The organism is Rhizobium herbae (genome assembly GCF_019511375.1).
Lineage (GTDB): Bacteria > Pseudomonadota > Alphaproteobacteria > Rhizobiales > Rhizobiaceae > Pararhizobium > Pararhizobium herbae_A.
The window spans coordinates 103,480-119,385 of the sequence record NZ_JAEUAO010000003.1; the positions used below are offsets into that span (position 1 = coordinate 103,480).

Annotated in this window: 17 protein-coding genes; 7 read left to right on the top strand and 10 right to left on the bottom strand. The window is 59.0% G+C overall.

What is annotated here, in order from left to right:
- Positions 1–33: 33 nt before the first annotated feature.
- The 6 genes from JNB71_RS13615 to JNB71_RS13640 all read right to left on the bottom strand — a co-directional run bounded on the left by JNB71_RS13615 (position 34) and on the right by JNB71_RS13640 (position 3,963).
- On the bottom strand, positions 34–888 hold the full coding sequence (locus tag JNB71_RS13615; RefSeq protein ID WP_220372354.1) for an SDR family NAD(P)-dependent oxidoreductase: 855 nt from the start codon (positions 886–888) through the stop codon (positions 34–36).
- Entirely contained in the window at positions 885–1,670 is a 786-nt protein-coding gene (locus JNB71_RS13620; protein WP_220372355.1) for a 2-oxo acid dehydrogenase subunit E2, read from the bottom strand. Before JNB71_RS13620 ends, JNB71_RS13615 begins: the two co-directional genes overlap by 4 nt.
- 10 nt (positions 1,671–1,680) lie before the next feature.
- Positions 1,681–2,268: a protein-S-isoprenylcysteine O-methyltransferase gene (locus JNB71_RS13625; protein ID WP_220372922.1), complete on the bottom strand. Its 588-nt coding sequence runs from the start codon at positions 2,266–2,268 to the stop codon at positions 1,681–1,683.
- A gap of 71 nt (positions 2,269–2,339) precedes the next feature.
- Complete coding sequence (locus tag JNB71_RS13630) at positions 2,340–2,873, bottom strand: hypothetical protein (RefSeq protein ID WP_220372923.1); 534 nt, start codon at positions 2,871–2,873, stop codon at positions 2,340–2,342.
- A gap of 173 nt (positions 2,874–3,046) precedes the next feature.
- Positions 3,047–3,184, bottom strand: coding sequence for an ABC transporter (locus tag JNB71_RS13635; RefSeq protein WP_220372356.1), 138 nt, complete (start codon positions 3,182–3,184; stop codon positions 3,047–3,049).
- Between the two features lie 188 nt (positions 3,185–3,372).
- Positions 3,373–3,963: a L,D-transpeptidase gene (locus tag JNB71_RS13640; RefSeq protein WP_220372357.1), complete on the bottom strand. Its 591-nt coding sequence runs from the start codon at positions 3,961–3,963 to the stop codon at positions 3,373–3,375.
- Positions 3,964–4,229: 266 nt separating this feature from the next.
- Here JNB71_RS13640 and JNB71_RS13645 point away from each other — a divergent pair, with 266 nt between their 5' ends.
- Positions 4,230–4,985, top strand: a complete 756-nt coding sequence (locus JNB71_RS13645) for an SDR family NAD(P)-dependent oxidoreductase (RefSeq protein WP_220372924.1) — start codon at positions 4,230–4,232, stop codon at positions 4,983–4,985.
- A gap of 253 nt (positions 4,986–5,238) precedes the next feature.
- Here the strand turns inward: JNB71_RS13645 and JNB71_RS13650 are convergent, their stop codons facing one another.
- From JNB71_RS13650 to JNB71_RS13665, 4 genes are all read right to left on the bottom strand, one after another.
- Positions 5,239–5,559 carry a hypothetical protein gene (locus tag JNB71_RS13650; protein ID WP_220372967.1) on the bottom strand — a complete coding sequence of 107 codons (321 nt, stop codon included), beginning with the start codon at positions 5,557–5,559 and terminating at the stop codon, positions 5,239–5,241.
- A gap of 210 nt (positions 5,560–5,769) precedes the next feature.
- Positions 5,770–6,279, bottom strand: coding sequence for a hypothetical protein (locus tag JNB71_RS13655; RefSeq protein WP_220372358.1), 510 nt, complete (start codon positions 6,277–6,279; stop codon positions 5,770–5,772).
- Positions 6,280–6,445: 166 nt separating this feature from the next.
- Positions 6,446–7,435 (bottom strand): MDR/zinc-dependent alcohol dehydrogenase-like family protein, encoded by a 990-nt coding sequence (locus JNB71_RS13660; protein WP_220372359.1) that lies wholly within the window; start codon positions 7,433–7,435, stop codon positions 6,446–6,448.
- A gap of 173 nt (positions 7,436–7,608) precedes the next feature.
- Entirely contained in the window at positions 7,609–8,169 is a 561-nt protein-coding gene (locus tag JNB71_RS13665) for a DUF1003 domain-containing protein (RefSeq protein ID WP_346657267.1), read from the bottom strand.
- A gap of 179 nt (positions 8,170–8,348) precedes the next feature.
- On the opposite strand from JNB71_RS13665, the gene JNB71_RS13670 reads away from it, so the two are divergent.
- Genes JNB71_RS13670 through JNB71_RS13695 form a run of 6 tightly spaced genes read left to right on the top strand, consistent with a single transcriptional unit; the run spans position 8,349 to position 15,906 of the window.
- Positions 8,349–9,455 (top strand): NAD-dependent epimerase/dehydratase family protein, encoded by a 1,107-nt coding sequence (locus tag JNB71_RS13670; RefSeq protein ID WP_220372360.1) that lies wholly within the window; start codon positions 8,349–8,351, stop codon positions 9,453–9,455.
- The gene (locus tag JNB71_RS13675) at positions 9,452–11,470 is read left to right on the top strand and encodes an NAD-dependent epimerase/dehydratase family protein (RefSeq protein ID WP_220372361.1); all 2,019 of its coding nucleotides are present in this window, start codon (positions 9,452–9,454) and stop codon (positions 11,468–11,470) included. Before JNB71_RS13670 ends, JNB71_RS13675 begins: the two co-directional genes overlap by 4 nt.
- Positions 11,471–11,502: 32 nt before the next feature.
- On the top strand, positions 11,503–12,582 hold the full coding sequence (locus JNB71_RS13680) for a glycosyltransferase family 4 protein (protein WP_220372362.1): 1,080 nt from the start codon (positions 11,503–11,505) through the stop codon (positions 12,580–12,582).
- The gene (locus JNB71_RS13685) at positions 12,579–13,706 is read left to right on the top strand and encodes a CgeB family protein (protein WP_220372363.1); all 1,128 of its coding nucleotides are present in this window, start codon (positions 12,579–12,581) and stop codon (positions 13,704–13,706) included. The genes JNB71_RS13680 and JNB71_RS13685 overlap by 4 nt, the downstream gene beginning before the upstream one ends.
- Entirely contained in the window at positions 13,703–14,794 is a 1,092-nt protein-coding gene (locus tag JNB71_RS13690) for a CgeB family protein (RefSeq protein ID WP_220372364.1), read from the top strand. Before JNB71_RS13685 ends, JNB71_RS13690 begins: the two co-directional genes overlap by 4 nt.
- Complete coding sequence (locus JNB71_RS13695) at positions 14,791–15,906, top strand: CgeB family protein (RefSeq protein WP_220372365.1); 1,116 nt, start codon at positions 14,791–14,793, stop codon at positions 15,904–15,906. The genes JNB71_RS13690 and JNB71_RS13695 overlap by 4 nt, the downstream gene beginning before the upstream one ends.

Genomic DNA, 15,906 nt, shown 5'->3' on the forward strand with positions numbered 1-15,906 from the left:
GCGTAACTGGCTACGCTCATATCTTGTCGTGCGTCAGCGCGCCGCACCACAGCATTTTCTGTATTGCTTACCCGAGCCACATGGGCAGGGATCCGTGCTTCTTCGTTGCAATCGGGCGATAAGCGGAAGCATCAATGCATGTGGAATCAGGTTAGCGGCAAGTGCTACCAGCTTGGCTGACAGGCTTGGCACGACAAGGCGACGACGGGATTTGAAGCCCTTCCACGCCCGTTCGGCTACATATTCCGGCTTCAGCTGGGGCAATATCTTAAACAGCGGCGCTTTATTGGCGCCGGACCTTTGGAGGAATTCTGTGGCGACAGGGCCCGGAGCAACACATGTGACCGTCACGCCGGTGCCGCGCAGCTCCTGATGTAATGCCTCCGAAAAAGATCGCACGAAGCTTTTGCTGGCGTAGTAAACAGCCATATTAGGCCCGGGTGTGAAACTGGCTACAGAAGCAAGGTTGAGCACGCCACCTCGACCGCGGGCAACCATCCCTGGGAGAAAGTAGAGTGTCAGGTCACTGAGAGCGCGGACGTTGAGGTCGATGATGCCAAGCTGATCCTTCAGCGGAAGTGCCGTGGCTGCTCCACGCAAGCCGTACCCGGCGCTGTTGACCAATACATCGCAGACCAAGCCGTTATTGGTGAGAAAATCCTGAAGGCGCGCGGTCGCATCGCCCGCCACAATATCAAGCTCCAGCGTGAAAACGTCGCCTCCCCTCTGGCGCGCCTCCGAAGCGGCCGCCGACAGCGCTTCAGGCGAACGTGCGACGAGGACGACCGGAGTGCCCTCCTTAGCAGCAATTTTGGCGACTTCCTTGCCGATGCCCTGGGACGCGCCCACGACAACGACGGCCATGCGAACATTGCTGTGCGCCGTCATAATGCTGCGCCCGGGAGCATTGCCTCGGATAGGGCTTCACTTTGAGCAAGGTTCGTGATTTCACCCGCGACCTCGTTGTTTAAAATTTGTTCGAAGCGCTCCAACGCACGCGCCACGTTCGCACCATCCATCACCCTGTGATCATAGTGAATGCGAACGTTTACCGACCCGTCTTCGCAGATCGGACCATAATTGAGAAGGGTGGTCAAAGGCGTAAGGGGATTGAGCGACTCTGCGCCGAGGCCCGAATAAACCGACAGCTGGAAAGTGCCGAAATAGTGCCCGCGCTTGCGTGCGATATTCAAGCCGAGCCACATGAGAAGCCATCGGATTGGTCCCGGCGCATGAGCGATTTTCAACGCGCGCCGGAACTCCTTGATCTCAAGGACTGGACGGGTTCGGGTCGCTTGCATCAACGTCTCCAGTTCCGTGACGGATAAGCGCTCCGGACACTTGACGGTACTTAAGAGCACGACTCGCTCCCCGTCATACTCGCGTTCATGGGCAACGGAGGCTACGCTGACCGGGTATTCATAGAGCTGGGGTCGGGGGAACTTCACGTAAGCGCGCCGAAGATCCGGTACCTCTCGGGCAAGAAGCGCGTATCCCTTTAGGAAAAGAACCGTCCAGGATGGTTTGCTCGGCCCCGTCATTCGCGCCACTTGAAGAGGGCGAAGGTTCATCTGGCGCTGCACCGTGACACGGGGGATCCCGATCGAGAATCGCATCAGATCCCCGACAAGGCGCCGTGGTGCGGAAAGCTTGAGGGCTCGTCCTCGCATCAGTTTACCTCTAATACAAATAGGGGATGATTCGCTTGGTCCTGCGCATATAGTCGCTATAGCGTGAGCCGAAAATCTCCAACATCATACGCTCCTCCTTGTCGGCTCGAGCAAAAAAAAGCACTGCGAAGCCGATAATGCCTGCTGGCCCGGCAATCCAATTTGAAAGCAGAAACGCCTGTCCAAGCCCCATGAGCAGGAATGAAGTATACATGGGGTGGCGGATGAGAGCGTATGGCCCGCCACACACCAGTTCGTGCCGGTCACGGATTTCCAGCGTGATGGACCAGTTCCGGCCAAGTTCCTTGTGGGTTCGCCGAAAGATCCACATTGCAAGAGCAAACATCGAGGCGCCGACAAAGATCGCCCAGGAGCGGGCCGGATAGTCGGCAGCCCTCGGGATACCAGTCACGACATAAAATGCTGGCAAGATGGCGAGGCCGAAAAGGGCCGCCGCAAGCGCAAACCGGTCAAGACCAGAACGGCGGTGACTGACGATCCGCACGCGCTTTGCGCGGCGTTCGAAAGGATACCGAATTACGTACCAGACGACGATGCCGATCATCCAGACGATCTCGCCAGCCGCAGCTACGGACACGTTCAATTTGGTCACCGGCCTTTCTGTCATCTGCCGTCAACGTGGCGCACAAGGTGTCAGCGCGCCTGCGCTCACCCCACGTTCATCTCTCGAAGTTTCGTAATGAATTGTTGGGGCCTGAGCCAGATGCTGGGGGTCTTATACCCCATGGAGCGTGCAATGTCCGCGACAAAAGCGTTGCAATTGTAGATCGACGCCTGCCAGAACCGGGATTTGGCCTTTAGCTGCCGTATGTGGGCAACGGTTTTTTTGTATTGGGCTTCGGTCAACATAACGCGCCAGCTTGCCGACCGATATTCCTCTTCCAAGTCGCCATCGCTTGCACCAGTCTCGGCCGGCACCGGCAAAAAATGGCCCAGGACATAGGGTGTCGTGCTAGCCGTGGCAGGGGCAAGGCCTGCGACCTCGGGATCAATCATCTCCCCAGCCGCACCTTCGCGCCCGAAGATCACATAGGAATGACCATAGCTGAGGGCATAGCGAGAGCGGAATTCGATGAAATACCGGCTCTCCTTGGCCTCGAGGGCGGGGCGGGCATCCGAAACAAAACGAGGTTCAGGGTGCTTGTCTTGCGTCTGGCAGGCTGCGGCCGATAGTACCAGCATGACTGCGATCGCTATTCGTCGTGTTGTGAGCGCTATCGCCACGCGCTGTCTCCCGAACCCCTACGCAGCAAGCTTTCTCCGATCTAGGGACCGTGCCGCATGCGACCGTGTCCGTTCAACGGATTGCAGACGGGGAAGGGCAAGAAGCCCTTCCCCGCGGATCAAACTCGCGATCACTTGTAGACCGGTGCCGGCTCCACTGTGTCGACGGCCGGCGGCGGGGCTTTCCCCTTGCCTTTGCCAATTGTTCCGCATGCACTCAGACTGGCGACGGAAAACAAGGCTACAATCACGATCAGAATTCTGCTCATCAAGTACTCCTCTCCTCAGCACGGAATCAGGTTATCGAAGGCAACGCTTATAGTAATACGGTCGAATTACACCGGCGCATAGTGCAAAAAAAACACAGTTGGCGCCGGGTTGCCCTTACCGAGCTACCCCACGACAACTAGGACACATTGCATCGCTTTCAATACTGAATCTGCAGACGCACACATTATCAGATCACCAATACCGCCGTTCCCACAGGGGTACGCTCGTAAAGATCCACGATGTCTTCATTTGTCAGTCGAATGCATCCGCTTGACACCGCCTGGCCTATGGTCCACGGCTCGTTTGTTCCGTGCAGCCGGAACATCGTGTCCTGCCCGCCGCGGTAGAGGTAAAGTGCGGAGGCACCAAGCGGGTTGTGCGGACCGCCGGGCACGCCGGAGGCATATTGCTGCAAATGAGGTTTGCGCCTTATCATATTGGCGGTGGGCGTCCACGAGGGCCATACGGCCTTGCGTCCGATGGTTGCTTTACCCTTCAGTGTGCGCCCCTCCTCCCCGACGCCAATGCCGTAGCGCATGGCCCAGCCGCCTGGCTCAACGGCATAAAGATAGCGTTGCGATGTATCGACAACGATTGTTCCGGGCGGCTCGTTTCCCTCATAGCGCACATACCGGCGACGGTAACGACGATCAGGCGCCGCCGCGAACGCCGTCGAAACAGGCTCCCCCAGTCGCCTTATTGCTGGGGTACATCCGGAGGCCATCAAGGCGAGACCGCCGAGCACGAACGCCCGGCGTGCGATATCATCACTGTTCATTTTCACCTGCCCAGCTGTGGCTCATCGATTTCGTCTTTAACACCCCAGCGCCGATGAACCAAGTCTCTCGCTCCGGTGGAACGTTGCATTGGGCGGCTTCGCGGGCACACGGTTCAACGGTCGCGTAAACGCGCGCGGCACAGATCCGAGAGACGACTGAGGTTCTCCAAGAGATGAGGAGCCCGCCCGCTGCCTGATGAAAACTTCTTGCACCCGCCTTCTTCGTCTGCTCGATTGGACCAAAACAAACAAGAAGGGTGGACATGATGAAGCTTGGCTTCGACGGGAAAGTGGCACTTGTAACCGGAGCAGGTTCTGGCATAGGCGCGGCTGTATCGAGACAACTCGCAGAAGAAGGGGCCGAAGTCGTTGTTGCCGATATCAACGGAGACGCTGCGCAGACTGTTGCCGCCGAAATACGCTCGCTCGGCGGGCAGGCTCAACACCTTGCAGTCGATGTCAGCGACCCTGATGCCGTGGAAAGGCTCGTCGAATTCGTTATCGACAGATGCGGCGCGCTGCATTTGGCGGTGAACAATGCGGGCACCGATGGAGTCAGAAAAGCGACGGCGGACTACCCGCTTGACGAGTGGCACAGATTGCTGAATGTCAATCTCAACGGCGTTTTCTACTGCATGAAGCATGAAATCGCCGCAATGGTGCAAAACGGCGGAGGCTCAATCGTTAACATGTCCTCCATCCTGGGCTGTGTGGGATTGCCAACGGCATCGGCCTACACCGCCGCCAAACATGGCGTTGTCGGGCTCACGAAGGTAGCGGCAATCGAATACGCCAGGATGGGCGTTCGCATCAATGCGGTGGGTCCTGGCTGGATCGAAACGCCACTTCTATCGGACCATTCAGACACAGCGAGCACCCGTCGCATGAACGCCCTTCAGCCGATGGCCAGGCGCGGCACGCCGCAAGAGGCCGCCGCTCTTGTTTGCTTCCTCTTGTCGGAACAGGCCAGTTTCATCTCTGGAAGCTTCCATCTGGTGGATGGAGCCTATACCGCCCATTAGCTAGCGTGGGGGCTTGCGCGAGAGATCGCATTGTCGGCAACGCTTGATCGCTCGAACTTGCCGACAGGGAACAGAAAATGGCCCCCTTCATGGGGAGGCCTACAGGGCCCGATTCGACTGCCAGGCGGTCGGGCCCCTGAGTAGTTTCTCGATGAGCGATCACTTAAGGCATTACTGGGTTCGAAATCTTACAAATGCATCCATGCCAACTTCGCGATAATGGCACGCGCTCTCGCGGACACGTCTTTTCAGATTACGACTTCCGAGTTTTTTCCTCCTTGCGCTCTGGGATATCCTCCTGCTCCATCTCTTCGAGGAGTTCATTGATCGGTTCAAATTCCATCTCGGGCGGCGTTGTTGCGTCTGGAGGCCGCTGATCGGGCCGTTGTCTCAGAGCCTGCTTGAGCGCCTTGGGAGTAAGAAGTACATCCGTTTCTCCAGGCTTTCCGCCGGGGTGGCTGAATTTCATACCTTTTTCTGCCGGCATATCGAGCGCTTGTTCGGTATTCATGATTCCAAGAGCCACGCGTTTACCGCCGACCTTTACCGTCGCTTCAACCATCTTCTTTTTCATCGCTTGCACTCCTTGCATTAGCAAACGTCCGCGGAGTGCGTTCGTTCCGCGAAAAAATCTACGGGCGCGGGGGAATACACAATCAAGTTTCAGTCGCCGACAAAGCACGGCGTTGCGTAACGGGCATCGGAAAGTCGCGCAAGCGGCTCGGTGCTGCCCGGCAGCTTCTAGCCCGCAACCAACATACCGGACGCTTTTCCGGACAGAATGTTAAATCGTACGGCTGTCATAGGCCCAGTGCAGCAGAGCCTGGCGCTGACGCGGCCGGCACCAGCAATCCCCAGGCTCGCAGGCTCGACGAAGCTGAATGACATGGCGGCGGATAGCTTTCCAGCGGGCGATCTGTCGCTCGTCCTCGCCGCGCATGCGGCGACCTTGGTGGTAGCGGCAGTACCACTGGAACCAGCCACGCGGATCGTCGGGATGTATCCATCCTTTGGCTCGCCAGACGCTAAGCGGCTGGCTTGCGTCGACACCGAACCAGTTCAGTGACGGATCTTTTCGCAGCGACGACAGCCGGGCCTCTGCAAACCAGCTGCTGGGGAATTCGTCGCGACAATCGGTCATGTACTTGCCGCCGAACACGCCGAGTGCGAGCATCTCGGCGGGCGTCAAGTCTGGCCGGAAATCCGGATGATAGTCACGTCCGATTGGTGCAACGAGAGCGTAGCGGTAGCCTTGCTGCATCCGATCATTCACGACAATCCACCGGGGCCTCATCGGGCGCTCTGCGATAGTAGTTTTAAGCGGTTGCGCCGCCAGATCGACACGTTAAGTGCCGCTGCGAAACTCACCCACATGATTCTTCTCCAAGATAGGTATTTGAGGTCAAGCCTTCCGGCGACAAGAGCAGGCCCCGCCATTGTTGCTGCATTTCCTCAGATAATCATAGGTACAGCACCAGGGCCTTGAGAAAGTTTTCGGGATGATCGCGCGTCGCGTCCAACGCCTGATCAAGCTGTTCCAGACAATAGGTGTGGGTATAAAGGGTGGAGGGATCCAGCCGACCCGACACCACCGCCTCGATTGCTTCGTTCATCCCTCTCACATAGATTTGCGGATCCCGCTCATGGGCGTTGACGACATCGAGCCCGCGCCAGTTCCAGAGCTGCAGGTTGACTTGCCGCGGCCCATCCTGGTGGTAACCGGCGATGATCAGCCGGCCCCGCTCGGCCGTCAGCTCGCTGGCCAGATCGAGGGGCCATTGTTTTCCCACGGCTTCTATCACTCGATCGCAGAAGCGGCCACCAGTCAAGGTGCGGACGTCTTCGATGACGCGCCAATAGTCGTCCATGACGATTGTTTCGGACGCTCCCATGCGCTTGGCGACGTCGAGGGAAACCAGACGGCGCGAGATGGCAATAACCCGTGCGCCGGCCTTGGCTGCCAGCTGGGTCAACAAGGCGCCCAGGAAGCCGACGCCGATGATTGCCACAGTCTGACCCGCCTCAATGCCGCTGCGGCGGAATATGTTCATTGCGCACCCAAGAGGTTCAGCAGGAAAGGGTTGGTCGTTAAGTTCGGCCGGAAGCCGGACCACCATGTTTTCGTCGGCTATGTCATGGGTGGCATAGGCATGAAAAGACAGCGCTGCCACGCGATCGCCCACCGCAACGTTTCGGACGTCCTGGCCTACGGCATCGACATAACCCCAGCCTTCATGACCGAGTCCCCCCGGCTCGGTGGGAAAAGTCATCCAATCGGGGCCTGCCCAGGGGCCGAGGTTCGAGGCACAGACGCCGCATCCTTCCAACCTGACCCGCACCTGCCCCCTTCCCGGCTCCGGTAGCGGGAGCGCCTGTACAGCGATTTTTCCCGGTTCGGTGACAATGGCTGCCATCATTTGCGTGCGGCACGGCGTCTGCGGCCTGTCCATTCGGTTTCTCCTTCCATCGGACGGCTGCGTCGGCTGCCACCGGGCGATGCAGGCAGGCGACGACCGAACGATTGCCTATGCGGAAATGCAGCCCTCAGAACTGCAACCGCGCAGGCGAGTTCCGGAAAACGCAAGAAAATAGTCATTGAAGAAGATGATGAAGAAACTCCCCCTCATGTTTGCGTTTTTTGACGCTCGATCTCTTCGAGCACGGCCTCGGGAGAGACGCTTTTCTTCATCTCTTCTACGTCTTCGGTACTCACGTCCGGACGTGCGCCAACAACGGCAGCGATCGCTGACGTGATCTCCACGAGCTTGGTCGTCTCGTGTTCGTTGAGCAGAGCTATCTGCAGGGCAAGATCGGCGCGCTTGCCGTCCTCCTCAGCCATCCGATTCTGGCTGATCAACACGAAAGTCGTGATGAAGATCGCTTCAACAGAGGCTGCCATCGCGAGAACGACGAGCGAGGGGTCCCAAGCCTGCACGAGCGGCAGCCACCCCTTGTTGACGGCGATCCACAGGCCGAACACGGCGACGTGAAGGTAAGCAAACGGCATGCTGCCGGTAAAGCGAGTAATCGCCAGGCTCATCCGCTCCTGCACGCCGAGCTCTTTCTCCTCTTTCGCGCGGCGGCTGATCAGCGTCGATATATTGCGGTCGAGAACATGAATGAGCGGGCCGTTCTCCTCCTTGGGCTCTGGCACCTCTTTGTTCTCTCGCGTCTCTTGAGCCACCGGCGATCTCCCATGATGTGAACTTGGTCACCGCATGACTAACCAAACCAACGTCGCGAGGTTCCGGGGGAGGACGCCATTGATGATGGCAAGGACACAAAGATGTCATTGATGCAGGAACTTTTACGCTCCGCGCCGGTTGGGCAAACCATCTTCACCTCCAACGGACGAGGAAGGCAATGAAATCGGTACTTGTGTCGGGCGGATGCGGCTTCATCGGCCGACATGTAACCCAGGAATTGCTTGGAAGCGGGTACAACGTCCGTATCCTCGATGCGTTCATCGATCAGGTCCACGGCGATGCTGACATCGATGTACCCGAGGCGGCGGAGGTCATTCGTGGCGACGTCAGGGACAAGGCAACGGTGCTGAAGGCGCTTGATGGTGTCGACTGTGTCATCCATCTCGCGGCCGAGGTTGGCGTCGGTCAGTCCATGTACGAGATCGCCCGCTACGTGAGCTGCAACGATCTTGGCACCGCCGTTCTGCTCGAGGCCATGATCGGCCAATCCATTCGCCGGATCGTCGTTGCATCATCCATGAGCGTCTATGGCGAAGGTCGCTACCAGACAAGGGATGGCCGACAGATCGAGCACGTGCGGCGCAGTCCCGCAAACATCAAGGCGGGCCAGTGGAATCCCGTGGGTGGCGATGGCAAACCGCTAATCCCCGTTGCAACGGATGAAGAAAAACCCGTAGACCTCGCCTCGATCTATGCACTGACGAAATATGCGCAGGAAAAGCAGGTGCTGATCTTCGGCGAAGCCTATGGTGTCGAGGCCGTGGCACTGCGGCTCTTCAACGTCTTCGGTGTGGGGCAGGCTCTTTCAAACCCCTATACCGGCGTGCTTGCGAATTTCGCCTGCCGGCTCGCCAACGGTCAAGCGCCCATGATTTTCGAAGACGGCGAGCAGCGTCGCGATTTCGTAGATGTTCGTGACGTCGCGCGTGCCTTTCGCCTGTCGGTGGAAAAGCCGAATGCCGCGGGCCATATCATCAATGTCGGCAGCGGCCAGGCCTATGCGATCGCGCAGGTCGCCACACTTCTGGCGGCGGCTATGGGCGTCCCGGAAGTCCTGCCGGAGATCATGAACAAGGCGCGCTCCGGCGACATTCGAAATTGCTTCGCCAACATTTCCAAGGCTCGCGAATTGCTCGGTTTTGAGCCGAAGCACAGGCTGGAGCATTCCCTGACACCGTTTGCCGAATGGGTTCGTCAGACCGCAGCGGTGGACCGTGCTGCCGAGATGAAGCGGCATCTGGAGGAGAAGGGGCTGGTATCATGACCATATCTGCCGCTAAACCTTACGGCTTCGTCGAGCGGTTTCATCCCGGCGATCATGAGCGAACCGAACGCAGCCTGTCCAATATTCTCGCAAGCCGCGCGAGTTATCTGCGCACGGACCTTTCATCGGCCGAATATCTGGGATCGGCAGGCGAAGCCTGGTTCGATTGGCTGATCCCGCGCCTCGCGCGCGAGATTGAGGTCCTGCCCTGCATCCACTTCACCACACCATCGCTTTCGCGCCCAGAGTGCTCGTCAGGTCCTCCGCAAGACCTCAGGTTCCATGCGGATTTCGTCGATCATGTCCTCACGCGCCACGGCAGCCATTTCACCCATATCGAGCTATGGAACGAGCCGAGTAACTTGCTGGATTGGAACTGGAGAGAAGATGGAGACCTCCAGCTCTTCTGCGAAATGGTCGGCGATGCTGCACATCGGGCAAAGCACCGCGGTTGGAAACCCATTCTTGGCGTCCCTTGCCCCTTTGATTCGTACTGGCTGAACGTGATGGGCGAGCGCGGTGTTCTGAACGTGATTGATGCCGTCGGCCTTCATGGTTTTCCCGGCACCGGGGGTAGTCAGAAAGGGCGTTCGGATGGCTGGCACCGGCATTTGGGTGAAATGCGCAGTATTCTCGACCGCTACAACCCGGGAGCGGAAGTCTGGATAACGGAAACCGGCTATTCCACATGGGGTGGCGATGAGATCGAGCAGGCAAGACGCTTCCTGGCTGCACTTAGTGCGCCGGCCGAGCGCATGTACTGGTGCTCCTGGTGCGACCTTCCGTCCGACGCGGCTCTGCCCGAAGGGCTGTCGCGGGAGCCGCACCACTATCATCTCGGCGCGGTCAAATTCAACCACGAGCCGAAGCTGCTTGCGCGGATCTTGACCGAGGGCGGGGCGGAAGGACTTGCGAAGTTCACGCGCCTGGCGATGCCCAATGTTGCCTGCAAGTCCGCGCCGATCCTGGTGACTGGCGGCTGTGGCTTTATCGGCACCAATCTTGCCGATAGCTTCCTTCAAAACGGAGAAGATGTCGTGGTCCTCGACAATCTCTGTCGGCCTGGCGTTGATCAAAACCTTGCATGGCTGATCGATCGCCATGGCAAGCATGTCCATCCCGCATTTGCCGACGTCAGGGACTACGCCGGGATCGAAGCTGCCTTCAAGGATGCCAAGGCCGTGTTCCACTTCGCGGCTCAGACCGCGGTGACGACCAGCCTCATCCAGCCTGTTGACGATTTCGAAGTCAATGCCCGCGGTACAGTCAATGTACTCGAAGCCGTCCGCAAGGCTGGCAAAAAGGCGCCGATTATCTTCGCGAGCACCAACAAGGTCTACGGAGCATTGACTGACCTTGAGTTGTTGGAACTGAACGACCGCTATGTCCCTGCCGACAATGCCCTGCGCTTGAGGGGCGTCGGAGAGGGCAGGCCCCTCGACTTGTGCACCCCTTATGGCTGTTCCAAGGGTGTCGCCGACCAATATGTCCTGGACTACGCCAAGTCCTATGGACTGCCGACTGCAGTTCTTCGCATGAGCTGCATCTATGGCCCGCGCCAGTTTGGGACAGAGGACCAAGGGTGGGTGGCGCACTTTCTAATCCAGGCACTCTCCGGAGAGCCAGTTTCCATCTACGGCAACGGAAAGCAGGTGCGCGACATCCTGCATGTCGAAGACGCGGTGGCGGCGTACCGGGCGGTGTTTGAAAATATCGATAGGGTGAAAGGGCACGCCTTCAACCTCGGCGGCGGCCCGCTGAATGCAGTGAGCATTCTGGCAGTTCTTCGTGAGATCGAGAAGCTGACCGGCCGCCCGGTCCAGACCCGCTTCCACGAATGGCGCGCTGGCGACCAGTATTACTTTGTCGCCGACACAGGGCGGCTGAAGGGGACCTTCGGTTGGCAAGCCTCGATAAAGTGGCGCGAGGGCGTTCGCGATCTGGCGGAGTGGCTTGCGACCAAGCGATTCGGCGACAAGTCGGTCCTCGGGGAAAGGCGCAAGGTGTCCGCATGACGCAGCATAAGTCTCCACCCTGGCGTATCTTGATGACGCTCGACGCTGTCGGCGGTGTATGGCAATACGCGCTGGATCTCGCAACCGGTCTTCGCCAAGAGGGATGCGAAACCATCTTCGCCGGTTTCGGGCCAGAGCCGTCGGCACAACAATTGCGGCAAGCGGAATCCATCGGCCGCGTCGTCTGGATGCATATGCCGCTCGATTGGATGAGCGAAGAGGAAAGCGCCGTTGCCGCCGTTCCGGCTCTTGTCGCAAACCTTGCCGAGCGGGAGGGGGTAGATCTACTTCATCTTAATCTGCCCTCGCAGGCGGCCGGGCTCGTTGCCGCCGCGCCTGTCTTGGTCGTCTCCCACTCCTGTGTTGTCACTTGGTTTGCAGCCGTGCGCGGACAGGTCGTGCCAGCCACCTGGCAGTGGCAGGCGCGACTGAACCGGATGGGTTTCGATCGGGCGGATGCCGTGCTCGCGCCCAGCCGCAGCCATGCGGATCTGCTTCAGACCGTCTATGGGCATATTGCCGGGCTGGACGTCGTCTATAACACCAGCAACGTGACGGATCTTGGCCTGCCTAAGAAGAAATTCGTGTTCGCCGCGGGCCGCTGGTGGGACGAGGGAAAGAATGGCGCCGTTCTCGATTCAGCGGCGCCGCAGATTGATTGGCCCGTAATCATGGCCGGCGCCACCAAGGGCCCCGGCGGCCAATCATTAGCCATATGCAACGCGGTTGCCCGGGGCGAGTTGGCGCATAACGAGGCAATGATGCTGTTGGGGCAGGCGGCGATCTTCGTGTCGCCGTCATTATACGAACCCTTCGGTCTCGCACCGTTGGAAGCGGCGCGCAGTGGCAGCGCGCTCGTGCTTGCCGACATCCCCACCTACCGGGAACTCTGGGACGGTGTTGCACTCTTTGCCGATGCCCGCGACCCCAATTCATTTGCCGATACCGTCAACCGCCTGGCGCGTGACCCGGCGCATCGCTTCGAGATGGCACGCAGGGCGCAACAAGCATCTCGGCGCTTTTCTTCGCAATGTCAGACCAAGGAAATGGTCCGTCACTATCGCCGGCTCCTGTCGTCAAAACCTGCAACAACCGTGGCGTGTCTACCATGAAGTTTGTGTTTTACACCCATTCTCTGGTTTCGGACTGGAACCACGGCAATGTACATTTTCTGCGCGGGGTCATGCGCGATCTGCTTCGCCGGGGAGAGGAGGCGCTGGCCCTGGAGCCGCAGGATGCCTGGAGCAGGATTAATCTTCTGAAGGACCAGGGAGCAAGAGCCCTCGAAGATTTTCAAAGCGCATTTCCGCAACTGATCTCCACCACATACGACGCCACGTTCGACCATGAACAGGCGATAAGCGATGCTGATGTGGTCATCGTTCATGAATGGACAGATCCGGCCATAGTGGAGCGTTTGGGACGTGCACGCCGCGGGGGCGGAGCCTTCACGCTCTTGTTTCATGACACTCACCATCGCGCGGTCTCCGCTGAAACCGAAATCGGCCGCCTTTGCCTCGATGACTTCGACGGCGTCCTGGCCTTCGGCGAAACCTTGCGCGAATGCTATCAAAAGTCCGGTTGGGGAAAATCGGTCTTCACCTGGCATGAAGCGGCAGACGATCTTCTGTTTCGGCCGATGGAGGTGCCCAAGACCGGCGAGTTGATCTGGATCGGCAATTGGGGGGATGGCGAGCGTTCCTGCGAGCTCATGAATTATCTGGTGGAGCCCGCACGCCGTCTCGGGATCAATGCGTCAGTACACGGCGTCCGATACCCCGATGAGGCGCTTCAGGCCCTCGACGAGGCTGGCCTTGTCTATCGCGGCTGGATTGCCAACGCAGATGTCCCCGTGGCCTTCGCCCGACATAGGGTGACAATTCATGTGCCGCGCCGCGCCTATGTCGAGGCATTACCAGGAATACCGACGATCCGCGTTTTCGAGGCGCTGGCCTGCGGGATTCCACTGATATCGGCGCCTTGGAACGATGCCGAGGATCTTTTCCGGCCTGGCACCGACTATCTCATTGCCCGCGACAGTAATGAGATGATGCGCTGTCTCAAAGACGTCCTTGCCGATCAGGACCTTGCACGTTCACTCGCAACCTCCGGACTCGAGACGATCAGCGCCCGGCACACGTGCCGGCATCGCGTGCAGGAACTTCTGTCCATTCTTTCCGAGTGTGGCTCGCGCCGTGTCACTGAAAAGCTCGCTGCAAAGGAGGTCGCATTGTGAAGATCGCTTTTTACGGCTCAAGTCTTTTGTCCGCCTACTGGAACGGTGCGGCGACCTACTACCGCGGCCTGTTGCGTGCTCTCGCAGGCAGAGGTTATGACATCACCTTCTACGAGCCCGACGTCTATGGCCGCCAGCAAAATCGCGACATCGATCCGCCGGACTGGTGTAAGGTTGTCGTCTATGACGGCACGGTCAATGCGCTGAGGATGGTGGCCGCGGACGCGGGCAGGGCCGATATCGTTGTTAAGGCAAGCGGCGTCGGCTTTGAAGACGACCTGCTGCTTGAGGCAGTCCTCGCCAATGCCCGGTTGGAAGCGCTGAAGATCTTTTGGGATGTGGATGCACCGGCCACGCTCGCCGAAATCCATGCGGCCCCGGACCACCCGCTTAGAAAGGCCCTTAAGAGGCTTGATCTAATTCTCACCTATGGCGGCGGTGACCCGGTCGTCAGCGCGTACCGATCGGTCGGGGCTCGCGATTGCCTCCCCGTGTACAATGCGCTCGACCCGGAAACGCATCATCCGGTACCGAGAGAGCCTCGCTTTGCTGCCGATCTCGGCTTTCTGGGCAATCGCCTACCGGACCGCGAGGCGCGCGTAGAGCACTTCTTCCTCGAGCCTGCCGCATGCCTACCAGCCCAACGCTTTCTGCTCGGCGGCTCCGGCTGGGAGGACAAGCCCCTGCCCTCCAACATTTCCTATATCGGTCACGTGTCGACACGCGACCACAATGCCTTCAATGTCTCGGCTAAGGCGGTCTTGAATGTTTCTCGTACCAGCATGGCGGAAAACGGCTTTTCGCCGGCCACCCGTGTGTTTGAGGCGGCCGGAGCCGGTGCCTGTCTGATCACCGATTCCTGGGAGGGGATTGAGCTCTTCTTGAAACCGCAAGACGAGGTGCTCATTGCGCGTGACGGCCGGGATGTGCGGGACATTCTCGTGGAGCTTACACAGGCCAAGGCATCGGAGATCGGCAGAAGGGCACGCGCTCGTGTTTTGGCGGAGCACACCTATGGTCACCGTGCCGAGCGTGTCGACGCGCTGTTCCGCTCCCGGTTAGAGGCCCGCGTGGAGGTTGCCGAATGACCACTTCGCTCGACATCGTCTTCCTCGGGTTGTCCCTGTCCTCCTCCTGGGGGAATGGCCACGCAACCACGTTCCGGGCCTTGCTGCGTGGCTTGGCAAAGGAGGGTCATAATATTCTGTTTCTCGAACGCGACGTTCCCTGGTATGCGTGCAAGCGCGATCTGCCCGAGCCGGACTTCTGCAAGCTCGCCTACTACGACGACATACAAACGATGCTCGACGTCCATGGCAGTCATATTCTCGCAGCAGACGCGGTTGTTATCGGCTCCTATGTTCCCTTCGGCGTGGAAATTATCGATGAGATAGCCGCCCTCAAGCCAAAGCGGCTATGCTTTTATGACATTGATACGCCTGTCACCCTCGCGAAACTCAACCAGGGAGACGAGGAATATCTGGCGGCGCGACAGGTATCGCTGTTTGACACGTACTTCTCTTTCTCCGGCGGCGGTGTTTTGACGACGCTGGAGCGCGCATACGGCGCCCATCGTGCGATCGCGCTTTATTGTTCGGTGGATCTCGACCTTTACGCGAACACAAACGAACCCTTTGAGTGGGATCTCGGTTATCTCGGCACCTACAGTCCGGACCGCCAGCCCACCCTGGAGTGTATGCTGATCGAACCTGCCCGACGGATGCCGCATCTTCGCTTTGTCGTCGCGGGGCCGCAGTATCCGAAGCACGTCGACTGGCCTCAAAATGTAGCGCGAATCGAGCATCTTCCGCCCGCAAGACACCCCAGCTTCTATAGCCGGCAGCGCTTCACGCTTAATGTAACCCGCGCCGACATGGTCGCGGCCGGTTGGTCCCCAAGCGTGCGGCTGTTCGAGGCCGCTGCCTGCGGCACGCCGGTCATCAGCGATTACTGGCGCGGTCTCAACGAGATCTTTCCCGATGGGCGCGCGATCTATATTGCCCGGCAAACTGAGGATGTCGTTTCTCTTCTGAGCCGCGTCGATGAGACCGAACGGCGCTTGCTTGCAGCGGCTGCGTTAAACATCGTTGCCCAAGATCATACCGGCTGCGCACGTGCCCGCCAATTCGCTGCTGCCTTGAAAAATCTGCCGATCAATGTCCAGCCGAGGCAACAGCCGCTTCGCTCGATCCAAGCCTAA